General features: G+C 56.9%; 12 protein-coding genes. 10 read left to right on the top strand and 2 right to left on the bottom strand.

Going from position 1 to position 15,531, the window contains the following annotated elements:
* The first annotated feature begins 203 nt into the window (after nt 1-203).
* The 9 genes from ACR0J4_RS17840 (at nt 204) to ACR0J4_RS17800 (ending at nt 12,290) form a co-directional block, all read left to right on the top strand.
* Nucleotides 204-2,627 (top strand): DUF3141 domain-containing protein, encoded by a 2,424-nt coding sequence (locus ACR0J4_RS17840; RefSeq protein ID WP_170640112.1) that lies wholly within the window; start codon nt 204-206, stop codon nt 2,625-2,627.
* A 153-nt stretch (nt 2,628-2,780) separates the two neighbouring features.
* Entirely contained in the window at nt 2,781-4,142 is a 1,362-nt protein-coding gene (locus ACR0J4_RS17835) for a V-type ATP synthase subunit B (RefSeq protein WP_170640114.1), read from the top strand.
* A complete protein-coding gene (locus ACR0J4_RS17830; RefSeq protein WP_170640116.1) occupies nt 4,120-4,725 on the top strand; it encodes a V-type ATP synthase subunit D in 606 nt (201 codons plus the stop codon). The genes ACR0J4_RS17835 and ACR0J4_RS17830 overlap by 23 nt, the downstream gene beginning before the upstream one ends.
* A complete protein-coding gene (locus ACR0J4_RS17825; protein WP_170640118.1) occupies nt 4,722-6,518 on the top strand; it encodes a V-type ATP synthase subunit I domain-containing protein in 1,797 nt (598 codons plus the stop codon). Before ACR0J4_RS17830 ends, ACR0J4_RS17825 begins: the two co-directional genes overlap by 4 nt.
* Entirely contained in the window at nt 6,515-6,958 is a 444-nt protein-coding gene (locus ACR0J4_RS17820) for an ATP synthase subunit C (RefSeq protein WP_170324458.1), read from the top strand. The genes ACR0J4_RS17825 and ACR0J4_RS17820 overlap by 4 nt, the downstream gene beginning before the upstream one ends.
* Nucleotides 6,958-7,635, top strand: coding sequence for a hypothetical protein (locus ACR0J4_RS17815; RefSeq protein WP_170640120.1), 678 nt, complete (start codon nt 6,958-6,960; stop codon nt 7,633-7,635). The genes ACR0J4_RS17820 and ACR0J4_RS17815 overlap by 1 nt, the downstream gene beginning before the upstream one ends.
* Nucleotide 7,636: 1 nt before the next feature.
* Nucleotides 7,637-8,329, top strand: a complete 693-nt coding sequence (locus ACR0J4_RS17810; protein ID WP_170556008.1) for a hypothetical protein — start codon at nt 7,637-7,639, stop codon at nt 8,327-8,329.
* A complete protein-coding gene (locus tag ACR0J4_RS17805) occupies nt 8,326-10,167 on the top strand; it encodes a V-type ATP synthase subunit A (RefSeq protein ID WP_170640122.1) in 1,842 nt (613 codons plus the stop codon). The genes ACR0J4_RS17810 and ACR0J4_RS17805 overlap by 4 nt, the downstream gene beginning before the upstream one ends.
* Before the next feature lie 380 nt (nt 10,168-10,547).
* Nucleotides 10,548-12,290, top strand: coding sequence for a sugar phosphorylase (locus tag ACR0J4_RS17800; RefSeq protein WP_170640125.1), 1,743 nt, complete (start codon nt 10,548-10,550; stop codon nt 12,288-12,290).
* Here ACR0J4_RS17800 and ACR0J4_RS17795 read toward each other — a convergent pair.
* Together ACR0J4_RS17795 and ACR0J4_RS17790 are read right to left on the bottom strand one after the other, a co-directional pair.
* Nucleotides 12,268-13,503, bottom strand: a complete 1,236-nt coding sequence (locus ACR0J4_RS17795; RefSeq protein ID WP_170556011.1) for a glycosyltransferase family protein — start codon at nt 13,501-13,503, stop codon at nt 12,268-12,270. The two genes, ACR0J4_RS17800 and ACR0J4_RS17795, sit on opposite strands and share 23 nt — an antisense overlap.
* Nucleotides 13,504-13,521: 18 nt before the next feature.
* Nucleotides 13,522-14,298, bottom strand: coding sequence for an HAD-IIB family hydrolase (locus ACR0J4_RS17790; RefSeq protein WP_170747407.1), 777 nt, complete (start codon nt 14,296-14,298; stop codon nt 13,522-13,524).
* Nucleotides 14,299-14,561: 263 nt separating this feature from the next.
* On the opposite strand from ACR0J4_RS17790, the gene ACR0J4_RS17785 reads away from it, so the two are divergent.
* Complete coding sequence (locus tag ACR0J4_RS17785) at nt 14,562-15,461, top strand: LysR substrate-binding domain-containing protein (RefSeq protein WP_170747406.1); 900 nt, start codon at nt 14,562-14,564, stop codon at nt 15,459-15,461.
* Nucleotides 15,462-15,531 lie beyond the last annotated feature (70 nt).

Raw genomic sequence — 15,531 nt, 5'->3', positions numbered from 1 at the left:
ACCGGCCCTCTGAAAACCCGCGTAGTCACCGGGGTAGCCAATTTTTGTGCACTGCAGCAAAGCGTGCACCCAGGCATTGCTTCGCGACCATTGAAGATGTCGACCCGTGCAGCGTTTCTTGCAAGCCGCGAGGCGTTCAATTTGACCGGGGGCACACTCCCCATTGGCGGTGAAAACAACATCGTCTGAGGAAGGATAGATCAATGGCTCGGAATTCAAGCGCGAATGAAAAAGCATCGAACCTTGCAACGGATGAAAACGTAACGGCCGTGAACAGCAAATTGTTTGACGCGATTTCCAACGTGCTCGATCAATCTGGTGTTCAGTATGAAATTCTGTCTCGTGCCGCCACCATTCAGGCACAAAAAATAACTGAACACCATTCGGATCGGGTTCTGAACCTGACAAGCGATCTGCGAGATCTTGCGGTGCAATTCACGCAGACGAAATCTGTTGGCTCGGCTTGGGCGGACTACGTCAAGGATGCTGGTCAGCGCGTCGCCTTGACGATGGACGCCTTGCGTGAGCGTGGTGATGTTTTCATCGAACATGAAGCGGCCGGTTGCCCGCCAGTGCTTGCCTATGACTACGAAGTGATCGTTGATGGGGCGGAGCTCGACCGGCCTTGCAACTATCAGCTATTGCGCATTGTCCCCCCGCAAGGGATCGACGTAGACGATCACAAACGCCCCTACATCATCATTGACCCGCGTGCCGGTCATGGGGGTGGTATTGGTGGTTTCAAGTCCGACAGCCAGGTCGGCGTGGCGCTGGCCAAGGGCCATCCGGTCTATTTTGTGAGCTTCGGCCGTGATCCGGTTAAAGGTCAGACATTAGCCGACGTCATGCATGCCGAGGCTGGATTTGTTCGAACAGTCAGCGCGCGTCACCCCAAAAGCCCGCAACCAGTTGTGACAGGAAACTGCCAGGGCGGTTGGGCGACATTGCTGATGGCGGCCTGCAACCCCGATCTGACCGGGCCTTTGGTGCTTAATGGAGCGCCGGTTGCACCTTGGTCGGGTGAGGTTGGTGAAAACCCCATGCGCTACAATGGTGGTATGCTTGGCGGCACCTGGCAGCCGATGTACTGGTCAGATTTGGGGGATGGTAAGTTCGACGGCGCCAATCTGGTGATGAATTTCGAGCAGCTAAACCCCAGCCGAAACTACTTTGGAAAATACTTCGATCTGTATCGCGATCCCGAAGGTGGTCGGCAACGTTTCATCGATTTTGAGCGCTGGTGGGGTGGGTTCTTCATTCTGAACGAGGCCGAAATTCGATGGATTGTAGAACAGCTGTTCGTTGGAAACCGGCTGGTCAAGAATACCGCGCAACTGGAACCCGGAGTTCCCGTTGATCTCAAGGCGATCAAAGCGCCGATTTTTGTCTTTGCAAGCCATGGCGACAATATTACACCGCCTCAACAGGCGTTGAACTGGATTGCCGAAACGTATGCTGACGAAGAAGAGATACGGGTACGCGGCCAGCGCATCATCTACATGCTTCATGAAGAAGTGGGGCATCTGGGCATCTTTGTTTCCTCCAAAGTCGCGCGCAAAGAGCACGCAGGCTTGGCCTCTACACTTGAGACGGTCGAGGCAATGGCGCCCGGTCTCTATGAAATGGTCATTGATAGCATCGAAGGGGACGGGGTCGATAAATCCTTCGAAGTTCGTTTCGTTGAGCGTACGCTTTCCGATGTCGCGGCATTGGATGACGGCCGGCAGGATGAGACCAGCTTTGCCGCTGTGGCGCAAATGTCTGAAGTGCAAGCAGGGGCTTATGAAACCTTCGGGCGCCCAGCGGTGCAAGCCCTGTCTTCACCGGTGATGGCCCGGGCTTTGCGCGATGTACATCCATTGCGTGCACAGCGCGCTGCGATGTCTTCGAGCACAGTTTTGGGGAAAGGAATCGAAACTCTGGCGCAGAATGCCAGAGCGCAGCGCGCTCCCGCCGATGCTGAAAATCCATTTCTGAAATGGGAAAAACTCACCGGTGAATGGATTGAGCAGTCGATGGATTTTGGCCGTGATCTGCGCGACGCCTGGTATGAGGCGTCGTTCTACGCAATTTGGGGCGGGCCGTTTGCGTCTTGGTTCGGGCAAAGGAATGCAGAGCGCCGGACCCTGCCGGACCCGGCGACTTTGCGCGATCTGCCCGAGGTTAGTGCTGTGCTTGCTCATATGCGGCAAGGGGGACTGCCCGAGGCGGTCATTCGTATGCTGGTTCTATTGGCTGACAGTCACAAAGGCTTTCGTGCCAAGATTTTGCACCGTTGGGCGCACATCTTTCACCACGAAGCGCCGTTCAAGTCCCTTTCGGTCACCGACCGTCAACGTATTCTGCATGAGCAATCTCTGATCGCCACTTTCGATCCGAAGGGCGCGGTCGACACGTTGCCTTATCTATTGCCGGACAAAGCGCGGCGCACTGAAGCCGTCGATCTCGTCAAACATATCATAGGTGAAGTCCGAACACCCTCTAAAGAACTGGAAGAGATGGCCAATCTGCTTGTGCGGGTTTTGGAATACAGTGGGGATGCTGGAACTGAGGCAAAGCCAGCGTCAGAGTTGTCGCCAGCTCGACCCAGAAAGCGAAGAGTAAAGACAAAATCCAGTCTGAATTAAAACGATTTCATTGCTTTAGGCTGGAAACGTCTATTAACTTGGCGGCAACCAGATTTGCCAGATCAATATAAATCCCTCCGGCGCTGATGCTTTGGTGGGCAGCACGAAGGTGGAAAGAATTTAAACTCTTAAACATGCGACTTAGGGTAGGCGATGTCTCAGAGTCTTTTGAAGTATACACGTGTATTGGAAATTGTCGGAGACACGATCAAGGTTCGTGTGCCGGTTGACGATGGTGGCGCGCCGTCTGTTCGGTTCAATGATCTTGCGGTGATCGAAACGGTCGATGGGCATAAAACGCTGGCCCAGGCGATCTTTATCGACCGGGATGTGGTGACGCTGCAAGTGTTCTCGGGCACCAAGGGCATCTCGACCGAGGCGACGGCGACCTTCCTGGGTCATCCGATGCAGACGCCGTATTCCGCCAATATTCTGGGCCGCGTTTTTGACGGAGCGGGAGAGCCGATTGACGGCGGCCCTGACCTGTCTGCCGAGCCTCGGATCGACATTGGCGGGCCAACCGTGAACCCGGCCGAGCGGGCCGTGCCCAACAAGATGATCCGCACTGACGTGCCAATGATCGACGTGTTCAATACGCTGGTCGAAAGCCAGAAGATCCCGATCTTTTCGGTCTCGGGCGAGCCGTTCAATGCCTTCCTCAGCCGCATCGGCATTCAAGCAGACGCGGATATCGTGGTCTTCGGTGGCTTGGGGCTGATCTTCGATGACTATCACACGTTCCGCACCTCGTTCGAGGATGCAGGGGTGTTCTCGCGCACCGTGATGTTCGTCAATCAGGCCATGGACCCTCTGGTGGAACGCCTTCTGGTGCCAGACATGGTGCTAGCCGTGGCCGAGAAATTCGCGGTGGAAGAGGGTAAGCGCGTTCTCGTTTTGCTTACCGACATGACTGCCTATGCCGACGCGATGAAAGAGGTGGGCATCAGTCAGGAGCGCGTCCCTTCACAGCGTGGCTATATGGGCGATCTCTATTCGCAACTGGCGCGACGGTATGAGAAAGCCTGTGATTATGCCAAAGGGGGCTCGGTAACCGTCCTGACCGTAACCACGATGCCCGGCAACGATGTGACCCACCCTGTGCCGGATAACACGGGCTACATCACGGAGGGGCAGTTCTACCTGCATTCGGGTGTGATTGACCCATTCGGCAGCCTCTCGCGCCTGAAGCAGAACGTCATAGGCAAAACCACACGAGAGGATCACGGGCAGATCATGAACACGATGATCCGCTTCTATTCGGAAAGCCGGGACGCCGCGCAGAAACAGGCGATGGCCTTTGATCTGTCGGACTACGATCATCAACTGCTGAAATTCGGCGCGCTGTTCCGAAAACGGTTCATGGATATCAATGTCTCAATCCCGTTGGAGGACGCGTTGGATCTGGGCTGGAAAACGCTGGCCGAATGTTTTGAACCCGAACAATTGCTGATGAAGCAAGCTCTGATCGACAAGTATTTCCCAAAGGATGGTGATGGCGCGGTTGCAGCTGAATAAGTCGTCGCTCGCCCGCGAGCAGACACAGCTGAAAAGCTATGAGCGGTTCCTGCCGTCGCTGGACCTGAAGCGCCAGCAGTTGATGGCCGAACGCGCCAAAGCACGCGAGGACGTAAAGCGTCTGGAAGACGAAGTGAGCGATCTGGCGCAACAGGTCGGCGCAAAGCTCCCCATGCTGGCGCAGAAAGGCATTGATCTTGATGGTTTGGTCCAACTGACAGACTACAAGGTCAAAGAGGTGAATGTCGTGGGCGTCAAGATGCCCGCCCTTGACCGGATTGAGGTTTCGGTGCGGCCGTACTCACGGCTGGCCAAGCCCCATTGGGTCGACTCCGCCGCGCAATTGCTACACGACATGATCGAGGCGCGCCTGCGGGTCAAAGTGGCAGAAGAGCGGGTTAAAATATTCGACAAGGCCGTCGCCACGATCACGCAGCGGGTCAATCTGTTCGAAAAGGTTCTGATCCCGCGCGCCAGGGCCAATATCAAGAAGATCCGCATCTATCTGAGTGATGAGCAGATGCAGGCCGTCGTGCGCTCGAAGATCTCCAAGCGCAAACATGCGCAGGAGGCCGTGTCATGAGTGTTGCACGGCTCAAAAAGCTGTCTTTGGTTGGACGGGCGGCGCAGAAGATCGAAACGCTTGAGGCGCTGCAGGCGCTTGGTTGTATGCATGTGCTGCCCTTGGCCCCTCCGCCAGCTGAGCCGGAAAAGGTCAACGAACGGGGCGCGCATGAAGCATACAAGGCACTGCGTTTTCTAACTGATGTCCCCGAGCCTCGCAGGCAAATACAACGCGATCCTGAGTTCCAGATGGATCAGTTCGTCAAAGACGTGCTGGACCTGATGCAGCGTACGCGAGACATGTCAGACCGAAGGGATTTTCTGGCCCATCGGATTGCTCAGGTACAGCCTTGGGGGGATTTGGATTTCCCGCCCGACGATGTGCTAGCGGGCAACCGGTTGTGGTTCTACCAACTGCCCCTAAAGCACCGGGATACGTTGGAGAATCTGGCGCTTCCTTGGGCCATACTCGAACAGGATCACCGCTACATCTATGCCGTCCTGATTGCGCCGGACGAACCGGCAGACGATATCCTGCCGGTCCCGCGCACGCATACCGGCTCTTTGCCGATTCACGAGTTGGAGGCACAGCTGGAAGAGGCAGAGATCGCGATCGAAGCGCTTGAGGCGGAACGGGTTGCGCAGACCCGCTACCTGACGCTGATGCGGCGCAACCTGTCCGTAGCGGAAAGTGCGGCAGAGCTAGCCCACGCCACCCAGAAGGTCCGCGACGAAGAGGCGATGTTTGCCCTGCAGGGCTGGGTGCCAGAAGATCGGATTGATGCGGTTCTGGAGATGGCGGGGGCGAAAGATGCCGCCGTTTTGATCGAAGACCCGGGCGCCGATGACACCCCGCCCACATTGCTGGAGCAGCCGGAACAGCGCAGCGCTGCTGTGGACTTGGCGCTGTTTTACCAAGTGCCGGGCTACAAGGACTGGGACCCGAGCGTGATCGTCGCTGCCTCTTTCGCGTTCTTCTTTGCGATGATCGTGGCAGATGCAGGATATGGGGCCGTCATTCTGCTGGGCCTGTTGTTGTTCTGGAAGCGTTTGGGCGGGACAGTCAGCCAACAATCCTGGAGGCGCTACGGTGTGATCGTCTCGGTGGCGACCATCCTCTATGGCGTTTTGGTCGGGAGCTATTTTGGGGTCGCGCCGCCTGATGGGTCCTTTCTGGCAAAGGCCAAATTGCTGGACCTGAATAACTTCGGCGCGATGATGATGATCTCGATTGTTGTCGGTGTCTTGCATCTTGTGCTGGCCAACGCTCTGGCCGCGCGTGCGGCATGGGGGCAGCGCAAGGCGGTTGCCAATCTGGGTTGGATCGCGGCGCTGATCGGCGGGTTCGTCCTGTGGCTCAGCTACATGAAAGGCCAATCAGCAATGCCGGGCGCGGTGATATTGGGCGCGGGTCTTCTCGCGATCCTGTTGTTTACCAGCGAGAGGCAGATCAAAAAACCAATCGACTGGCTCTGGCGACTTATTGACGGTGTGCAGGGTCTTGCCGGGGCCATGGGCGCATTCGGAGATGTCCTCAGTTATATGCGCCTATTTGCGCTTGGGTTGGCCTCGGCCTCGCTTGCGATCACTTTCAACGATCTGGCCGTCTCGGTGATCCACGCGCTGAAAGGGCCGGGCATTTTGTTCGGCCTGCTAATCCTGATCATTGGCCACATACTGAACTTCGCCCTCGCCATGATGAGCGGCGTCGTCCACGGGTTACGTCTCAATTACATCGAATTCTTTAAATGGGGTCTGCCGGACGAAGGCATCGTCTTTCGTCCGTTCGCCTGCAAGGAGGTTCAGGAATGAATGAGCTTGTTCTGACATTGGGTTGGCTGGGCATCTACGCCCCCATGGCGCTGGGCGCGGCGGCCAGTGCGATTGGCTGTTCGATTGCGGGCATGGCCAGTATTGGTGCGATGACCGAGACCGAGGGCGGCTATGGCCGCTTCGTCGGCGTCTCGGCCTTTCCGTCAACGATGGTGATCTACGGGATCGTCATCATGTTCACGCTCAACCGCGATGTAACGCCGGAAAACGCAGGTGGGTTGTTCGGGATCGGCATCCTGTCGGGCATCGCATTGATGTATTGCGGTATCTGGCAGGGTCGCGCCTGTGCCGCCGCGATCAATGCGACGAAAGAGAAGCCCGAAATATTCGGCCTCTCCTTGGCTCCGGCCGCTATTATCGAAGGCTTTGGCGTTTTCGCATTCGTCTTCGCTCTTGTGATCAGCGCGGGGATCAGTTGATGGCACAGGATGGCATGATCTCGCACGGCGTTGACGCGCTGATCGACAAACTGCGCAATGATGGGGTGGCCGCCGGGCAGGCGGATGCCGAGAAACTGAGGGCGGATGCCAAGGCCGACGCGGCAAAGATTTTGGCGGACGCCAAGCGTGAAGCGGATGCGTACCAGAAAAAGGCCCGCAGCGACTCCGACAGCTATCGCGCGGCAGGCGAAGAGGCGCTGAACACCGCCATGCGGGACGCGGTTCTGACCATGAAGGCGGGCCTGACGGATCGGTTTCGAGAGGACGTGGCGCGCCTCGTCACCAAGGAAATGGCAGACCCGGACCTGCTGAAACAGATGATCCTGGAGGTTGTTGGGCGCGCGGGTGAGGGCGCCAATCTCGAGGGCAAGGTTCAGGTCATTCTGCCCGCAAAGGTCGCCACGCAGGAGGATATCAAGCAAAACGCCGATGACATCCAGTCCGGTAAGTTGACGAAATACGTACTTGGCCTGACTGCTGAGATGCTGCGCGAACAGGTGGAATTGCATGCTGCGGACGATGCGCAGGACGGTATCCGAGTGCGGGCGGAAGATCAGGGCGTGGTTCTGGATTTGACCGACAAGGCCGTGGCCTCGCTGCTGATGCAGCATCTACAGCCCCGTTTCCGCGCCGTGCTGGAAGGGGTGATCCGGTAACATGTCGGACCCCGACGCCTATATCGCTTTGATCAGCAGCCTGCCGGGCTCGGAACGGCTGTTCGTCGCCAAGCAGCCGCCCTTGTCGCGTCTGCGCCTTGAGCGGCGTTTGACGGCGCTGACATCCCAAGACGCGCGCGTTTTGAAGGCGTTGGAGCATGCTCTGAACTGGAGCGGCTATGACATGGACGTGACGGATGCTCAGGCCATTAAGCGATGCAAAGAAGCACTGGAGGATACGCCGCAACCTACTCTGCGGAAGATCCTTGTGGAACGCATGGATCTGCGCGCCGTCGTTGCCGCGCTTCGGCTGCGTAAGCAAGGCGGTGGCGCCCCATCAGGGGTATTCGGAATGGGCCGTTGGAGCCGGCACATCCCCGAAAATTGGGGCGATCCGCATTTCCGTCTTGAAGGGGCGATGCCGTGGATCAAGGACGCGAAACAGCTGTTGGATGCCGAAGACCCTTTGGGACTGGAGCGCTTGCTCTTGTCCGTCAGTCACAAGCAACTGAAACGACACGCATCTCGTCATTATTTCGATTTCGAAGCGGTGGCGATTTATGTGCTGAAATGGAACATTTTCGACCGCTGGGCGCAAAGCAACGCGCAGGACGCGGCCAAGAGGTTTGAGCATCTGGCGCAACAGGCCATGGCCGATGTCGCCGATATCGATTTTGAGGGAGCATACGCATGACCGCCCCAACCCCCGCCACGCAGACCGCCACCGCCCGCGTCGTTTCGGTGCAGGAGGGGCTGGTGCAGATCCAAGCCAACGCCGACGCCTCGGGCCAACCCGGACAGCTGGTCAAGAACGAGGTGGTTTTCATCCTGCCCACGCGCCCCGGCCCAGGCGGCAGGCAAGAGCGGTTGAAGGCCGAAGTGTTGCGCGTACGCGGTGATACAGCGGATGTTCAAGTCTATGAGAGCACCGACGGTGTCGCGGTCGGCGATCCGGTAGAACAATCGGGCCAGTTGCTGTCGGTCGAACTTGGGCCGGGCTTGCTGGGGCAGGTGTTTGATGGCCTGCAATCGCCGCTGCCCAAGGTGGCCAGCGAGTTTGGAACATTCCTGCCGCGCGGGGCTGACGTTGCCCCGCTCGACGATCAGGCAAAATGGTCATTCACGCCGTCGGTCAAGGTCGGGGATACGGTCACAACGGGCGACAGCATCGGAACGGTGCCCGAAGGCCACTTCAGCCACAAGATCATGCTGCCCTTCAATTGGACAGGCGACTACAAGGTCGTTTGGGTCCAGAAGGGTGCAGCCACGATCCACGACATTGTTGTCCGGCTGGAGGATGAGCAGGGCGGTGAACACACACTCACCCTGTCGCAGAAATGGCCAGTACGGCGTCCCTTGCCGGAGAGCATCCTCAAACGCGCCCTGTCCGAACGCCTCTATCCGACCGAGCCAGTTCTGACCTCGCAGCGCCTGATTGATACGTTCTTCCCAATCGCCCGCGGCGGAACGGCCTGCATTCCCGGCCCGTTTGGAGCGGGCAAGACGGTGTTGCAAAACCTAATCGCGCGGAACGCCAAGGTAGATATCGTCATCGTCGTGGCCTGTGGCGAACGCGCCGGTGAGGTGGTCGAGACGATCCACGAATTCCCCAAGATGACCGACCCGACAACTGGCGGCAGCCTGATGGATCGTACGATCATCATCTGTAACACCTCCTCAATGCCAGTTGCCGCGCGCGAGGCCTCGATATTCACCGGCATCACGCTGGGTGAGTACTACCGACAAATGGGCTACGACGTTCTGCTGATCGCCGACAGTACCAGCCGCTGGGCCCAAGCTATGCGTGAAACGTCTGGAAAGCTTGAAGAAATTCCGGGCGAGGAGGGGTTTCCGGCCTATTTGGAAAGCTCGATCAAGGGTTTGTACGAACGCGCGGGCGCGTTGAAAACCAATGATGAGGATCTGGGCAGCTTGACCCTGATCGGGACTGTGTCACCTGCTGGAGGCAACTTTGATGAACCGGTCACGCAGTCCACTCTGTCTACTGTGAAATGCTTCCTCGGGCTGTCCTCAGAACGGGCCTATAAGCGGTTCTATCCGGCTGTTGATCCGATGCTCAGCTGGTCGCGCTACACGGATCAGCTTTCCGACTGGTACGACAAGAACGCGGAGCCCGGTTGGACAGGTAAGGTCCGAGATCTGCTGGCCCTGATCGAAAAAGGTGAGCAAGTCGATCAAATGATGCAGGTCACCGGCGAAGAGGGAGTCACCATCGAGGATTTTGTAACCCAACAAAAAGCGCTGTTTGTGGACATGGTGTACCTTCAGCAGGATGCCTTTGATCAGGTGGACGCAACTGTTCCCTTGGAGCGGCAAAAGATGACCTTCAAACTGGTCTACGACGTGACCCAGTCGAGGGCCGATTTCGCGGACAAAGCCGAAGCGCGGCAGGTGTTCACGCAACTTACTGGATTGATGAAAAACTTCCACTACGCAGCCGAGAACACGCCGGAATTCAAATCAATCTGGCAACAGATCACCGATCTCTGTCATGAAAAATTCGGCATCTGACAAGTGGCTGGCTATTGAGGACAGAACGCAGACTTGTGAGGATAATGCATGTGAGGTTTCTGGTCGCGCGAGTCAGCGTTCCCAGAGCTGTTGCAAACTTTTGACAGCCCAAAGTGTCTTGGTTAACCGGAGCATGACTTTTGATGTCATCGCGTTGAAAACCCATCCATGATTCCGTCAAAAGCACTCAATATTCGAAGGATGCTATGCGCGAGGACCGCATCGTATGTGCGTTTTGTTTTCATTGACATCGACCAATTTACAGGCAGATGGATCGATAAACCTCGGCAAGGTGCGCAATTGGATTTTGACTTGTTTGACAGATCTACTGCTCTGGCGAACAATTAGCATTTGACGAAGCCGAGCCAAGCACAACGACCATGAGCCAGAATTTCTCCCGGCGACTAACGGATCTTCTGATCCGGATCTACCCGGACCATGACCACGCAGAATTATCCGAGCAGATTGTTCAAGCGTTCTGGCCGTCCGGCCACCACCAAAGAAAGCAGGGGCGAAAGCCCGGCAATGGTCTGTGGTCGGAGCGGGACAGTGTTCTGATCACTTACGGCAATTCAATCGAAGATCAGGTTCATAAACCGCTGGATCTGTTGCACGATTTTCTTGTGCGTCATCTGCAAGGCGTCGTGAACGGCGTGCATATCCTGCCTTTCTTTCCTTTCACATCCGACGATGGATTTGCGGTTTCGGATTACTACAGCGTCAGCGCGCAATTGGGGGATTGGCCGGACATCACACGCATCGCGGATGATTTCCACCTGATGTCGGATCTTGTGCTCAACCACGTGTCCAGTCAGGGGCTATGGTTCAACAACTACCTGCAGGGAAAGCCGCCGCATGACAGGTTCTTCTTCGAGGCCACGCCCGAAGATGATCTACAGCCGGTGGTACGGCCCAGAACCACCCCGCTTTTGCGTCAGGTTGAAACGAGCCGTGGCGACCGTCACGTCTGGTGTACTTTTAGCCATGATCAGATTGATCTGGATTTCCGAAATCCAGAGGTGCTGATCGAAATGCTTCGGATCATTCGACTGCATATCGACAAGGGCGTGCGCATCCTGCGGCTGGACGCCGTGGCCTTTATCTGGAAAGAGGTGGGCACGACCTCGATCCACCTTCCACAGACGCATGCCATCGTGCAACTGCTTCGGCTTCTTTGCGACTTCACGACAGAGACGGTCGTCCTGCTGACCGAAACCAATGTTCCGCGCACCGAAAATTTAAGCTATTTTGGCAATCGTAACGAGGCCCATGCGGTTTATAATTTTCCTCTCCCTCCGTTGATCCTGCACGCCATGCAGTCTGGCACGGCCCGGTACTTGCGCGATTGGCAGGCGGCCATGCCACCGGCGCAATTGGGGTGTGCCTATCTGAATTTCACCGCAAGCCATGATGGTATCGGGATGCGGCCCGCAGAAGGGCTGCTGCCACCCGAAGAAAAAACGCGGATGATCGACACCGTGCGAAGGCTGGGCGGACTGGTGTCCATGCGCGCCTTACCGGATGGTCGCGAAGAACCTTATGAATTGAACTGCGCTTTCTTCGAGGCCATGCGCGCGACCTTTGAGGGCGAAGACCATTTTCACCTGGCCCGCTTCATCTGTTCGCAGACCATCGTGATGTCCCTTGAGGGCATTCCCGCGTTCTACATCCATTCCCTCCTGGCTACCCCCAATGACCATGAGGCGGTTGAACGTCGCGGGATGAACAGGGCGATCAACAGGCATCGCTGGCACTATCCGGATTTGTTGTCAAAACTAGCCGACCCTGGATCGGATCAATCCCGAGTGTTGTCGGAAATGTCTCGCCGGTTGCGCATTCGCGCGCAGCAGTCGGCGTTCCACCCGAATGCGACGCAGTTCACCCTGCGGCTCGACGAAAGGGTTTTCGGCATCTGGCGGCAGAGCCTGGATCGAAGCCAATCCATTTTCGCCCTTCACAACGTGTCTTCGGATCACGTTCAGATCAACCCGACAGAGGTGAACCTGATTGCCGAAGAAACGTGGATGGACGCCCTGACCGGCGAGGTCTTTGGTGCCAATATGTCCGAATTCTCACTGGCGCCTTACCAGTGTCGCTGGATCACGAACGCCCCTGCGGTGTGAACTCATCCAGATCCAGCGCGACCGCTTCGCTCAGGTGGTGCAGGAACTCGGCATCTGCGGCATGGACCCGGTTCCATGTCGGGATGAACGGCGTTTCATGGGGGTTCTCCAAAAAGACCCGCCCGGCGCGGATGATGTTTTCGGCAAAGAGCTCGATCGACTTTTCCTCGGTGTGGCGGTCAAGTGCCAAGCTGTTCATCTTTGCGTCGGTATAGTAACCCTCGAGCAAATCCAGAGCCGAGCGATAATAGGTCGCCTTGAGGGTCCGGAATGTGTTTGTGGTGAATACGGTACCATCTGCGGCCAGTTTACGGAAAATGGCCTTACAGATGTCGGTCGACATTCGGCTTAGCCCGGTGTTGGCATCCTCGGGCGACAGCTTCTGATGCTTGTGATCGTAATTGTCGGCAATCTCGACCTGGCAGACGGATTTGGGCGCGAGGTTCCTCCAGGCTTCGGAAAGAACGCCGATTTCCAGCCCCCAGTCTGACGGGATACGTAGATCGGGCAGGGTCGGGGTTCGAATGGCAAACTCGCCTGACAGCGGATACCGGAAACTGCGCAGGTAATCGATGTAGTCTCGATCTCCGATCACCTTCTTCAGCGCGATCAGCAAAGGGCTGACCAGCAGCCGCGTGACACGGCCGTTCAGGTTGCCATCGCCGATGCGCGGATAAAAGCCTTTGGCCATTTGGAACGGGAAGGTTGGGTTGACCACGGGGTAGACCAGCCGATCCAGCATATCCCGTTTGTAGGTCACGATATCGCAGTCGTGGATCGCCATGACCGAGCTGTCGGCGCAGGCCAGCAGATAGCCGATACAGGACCAGACGTTTTTGCCCTTGCCGGGTTCCTGTGGTGCAAGGCCAAGGTCGCGCAGCCGTTCTTCCAGCTGCAACATCCGGGGGCTGCTGTTCCAGATCACAACATGCTTTTGGGGCAAACGGTCGAAAAACGCTCTGGCGCGTTGGTATTGTTCTGCGTCGGCCTGATCTAGCCCGATGATAATGCGATGCAGGTAGCTGACCTTGGACAATTCGTCGATAATCCCCGTAAGGGCCGGACCTTCCAGTTCTGAGTAGAGACAGGGCAGGATCAGCGTCACCTTGCGCGTTTCGGCAAAGACCGAGATTTCGTGCACCAGATGCTCGGCCGGACGGCTTCGCAGGTTGTGAAGCGTGGTGATGTTTCCGTTCTGATGGAAGTCTGCCATTTGGGCTGCCTGTCTTGGTTAACTGTCTTTTTGATTGGGTGTGGTGAGGGTCAGAATGGCCTCGGCCCAGCCTTCGGGGCCTTCGCATGTGGTTCTGAATATCCGCCGCTCGGCTTCGGGTGCCTGGACCGGAATGGATGCACCATGCCGGTTTGCGACAACGACACCGGTGTCGGCGGCAAGGATCATTTCCAGATCGTTCGGTGCATCGCCAAGCGCGATGGTTCTTTCCGGTTTCAGCTGGCGGATTACGTCGGACATGGCATCCGCTTTGGTCTTTCCGAACGACAAAGTGAGAAATCGACCGCCTTGGCGGGCATGCAGGCCGTACCGCGCGGCTTCGGAAAGAAACCTGTCAAGATCTTCTGTCGCGCCCTCCCACACTCCCGGTTCGCTGAAATGCCGATCCTGGGCTCTCTCTGCCTCGACGAGGTCAAGGCCGGTCCTGTCGCTCACCTCCTGCACGCTCATATCTGCGAAGCCGCGAAAGCCGGGTGGGAGGTGTTGCAGGATATTCAGAATGTTCAGATATTCAGATGGCCCGCCGGTTTCTGGGTGGCCCGGTGCCAGAATGCCAGCACCATTTTCAACTATCGACGGCATGTTCGAAAAGCCTATGGCTTGGCGCAAGCCAATAATCTCGGCAGCGGTTTTACTGCTGGCTAGCACGAGCCCCGCGCCAATGTCCCGAAGCCGCTTTAGCGCGGGTTGTGCGGCGTCCCAGCTATAGTCTTGATGGTTCAGCAGAGTACCGTCGAGATCGGAGAAAACCAGAAGTGGCAGGCGTTGGAGCATGGCTTCTGACTAACATCCGAGATTGCGCGGCTACATCTCAAATCAGAAGAAGATGCGGATTTAGTGTTTAAAAAATCAGCAGACAAGCATGATAGCTGAAAAAATAGGCAAACTAGGCCGGCACTACCTAACTTAGCCCGCTCCCATGTGCACTGGACGCGCGGGAAAGGAAAACGGATAAAGCTAGGAAAGTGTATCCGGGCATCGAACTTTGTGCCCGTTCCGGATCACCTGCACGACAGCGCGAGCGAAGGAAGCCAACCATGCCCAGCAATGTAGAACCGAGCATCCGCCAGCTGAAAGCGCTTGAGGCGGTTGCCCGCACCGGCAGTTTCACGGCTGCGGCAGAAGAGTTGGGCGTCTCTCAACCAACGGTTTCCAACCTGATCGTCGCCTTGGAGCGGCAAACCGAGTGTCGCTTTTTGCGGCGGGGCAACAAAGGTATTGAAACCACCGAAATGTTCGAAACACTGCGTCCACAGATCAAGGCTCTGCTGGCGTTGAAGTCCGAGGTCGATCTGGCGATTGGCGCTCGGAAAGACCTGAAGTCGGGCAGTTTTTGGGTGGGCTATTCGACCTATCAGATCGCCATGCCACCTATTGCCCGATTTATCCAGACCCATCCGGGTGTCACCCTGAATGCGCGTGCTATGGCCAGTCTCGACCTTCTGCCCTTGCTGCGTACCGGTGATCTGGATGTCGCCTTTGTCACCGCGCGCGAACCGCTGGAGATGATGCATTGCCAAAAGGTCGCCTCGTTCCGGATCGGCATTGTCGCCCAAAGCGAGGGCGCGTTGCGGGGCGTTGAGACCCTCATCTGGTCCGAAGTCGCGAAACTGAGACTGATACAGCGTGAGCCGAATGCCGGTACGCGTCAGATCTTCGAACGCGCAGCCTCAGAAGCTGGTATCGTGCCGGATACCATTCTGGGCCTCGGCTCCTGGGGGTCGATTACCTCTCTGGTCAGGGCTGGCGTGGGCGAGGGGGTAGGCTTCGAATCGGAATTGGTGGCTTCCGACAAGGATCTGAAATTCATCCCGATTAACGATCAAAAACTAAGCGCTCATCAGTTTTTGGTTTCGATGCCTGCGATGGCTGCGTCGGCCACCGTCCGGCAATTCTATGAAATTACTCAAGAAACTTTGGCGAGTGTTGACGAATAGGAGTGACATAGTTTAAAGCTATAAATACTCACTCATTATTAAACTGTTACAATAGCCCCTTAACCGGGTC

This window comes from Ruegeria sp. B10, from assembly GCF_056539825.1.
The sequence above is the reverse complement of the archived record's forward strand: the minus strand, read 5'-3'. Positions and strand labels throughout refer to the sequence as shown.

What these genes read in the sequence shown, in the direction of transcription:
- ACR0J4_RS17805 (WP_170640122.1), top strand. Translation starts at nt 8,326, where the DNA reads ATGACCGCCCCAACCCCCGCCACGCAGACCGCCACCGCCCGCGTCGTT.
- ACR0J4_RS17820 (WP_170324458.1), top strand. Translation starts at nt 6,515, where the DNA reads ATGAATGAGCTTGTTCTGACATTGGGTTGGCTGGGCATCTACGCCCCC.
- ACR0J4_RS17810 (WP_170556008.1), top strand. Translation starts at nt 7,637, where the DNA reads ATGTCGGACCCCGACGCCTATATCGCTTTGATCAGCAGCCTGCCGGGC.
- ACR0J4_RS17830 (WP_170640116.1), top strand. Translation starts at nt 4,120, where the DNA reads ATGGCGCGGTTGCAGCTGAATAAGTCGTCGCTCGCCCGCGAGCAGACA.
- ACR0J4_RS17825 (WP_170640118.1), top strand. Translation starts at nt 4,722, where the DNA reads ATGAGTGTTGCACGGCTCAAAAAGCTGTCTTTGGTTGGACGGGCGGCG.
- ACR0J4_RS17795 (WP_170556011.1), bottom strand. Translation starts at nt 13,503, where the DNA reads ATGGCAGACTTCCATCAGAACGGAAACATCACCACGCTTCACAACCTG.
- ACR0J4_RS17790 (WP_170747407.1), bottom strand. Translation starts at nt 14,298, where the DNA reads ATGCTCCAACGCCTGCCACTTCTGGTTTTCTCCGATCTCGACGGTACT.
- ACR0J4_RS17840 (WP_170640112.1), top strand. Translation starts at nt 204, where the DNA reads ATGGCTCGGAATTCAAGCGCGAATGAAAAAGCATCGAACCTTGCAACG.
- ACR0J4_RS17785 (WP_170747406.1), top strand. Translation starts at nt 14,562, where the DNA reads ATGCCCAGCAATGTAGAACCGAGCATCCGCCAGCTGAAAGCGCTTGAG.
- ACR0J4_RS17800 (WP_170640125.1), top strand. Translation starts at nt 10,548, where the DNA reads ATGAGCCAGAATTTCTCCCGGCGACTAACGGATCTTCTGATCCGGATC.
- ACR0J4_RS17835 (WP_170640114.1), top strand. Translation starts at nt 2,781, where the DNA reads ATGTCTCAGAGTCTTTTGAAGTATACACGTGTATTGGAAATTGTCGGA.
- ACR0J4_RS17815 (WP_170640120.1), top strand. Translation starts at nt 6,958, where the DNA reads ATGGCACAGGATGGCATGATCTCGCACGGCGTTGACGCGCTGATCGAC.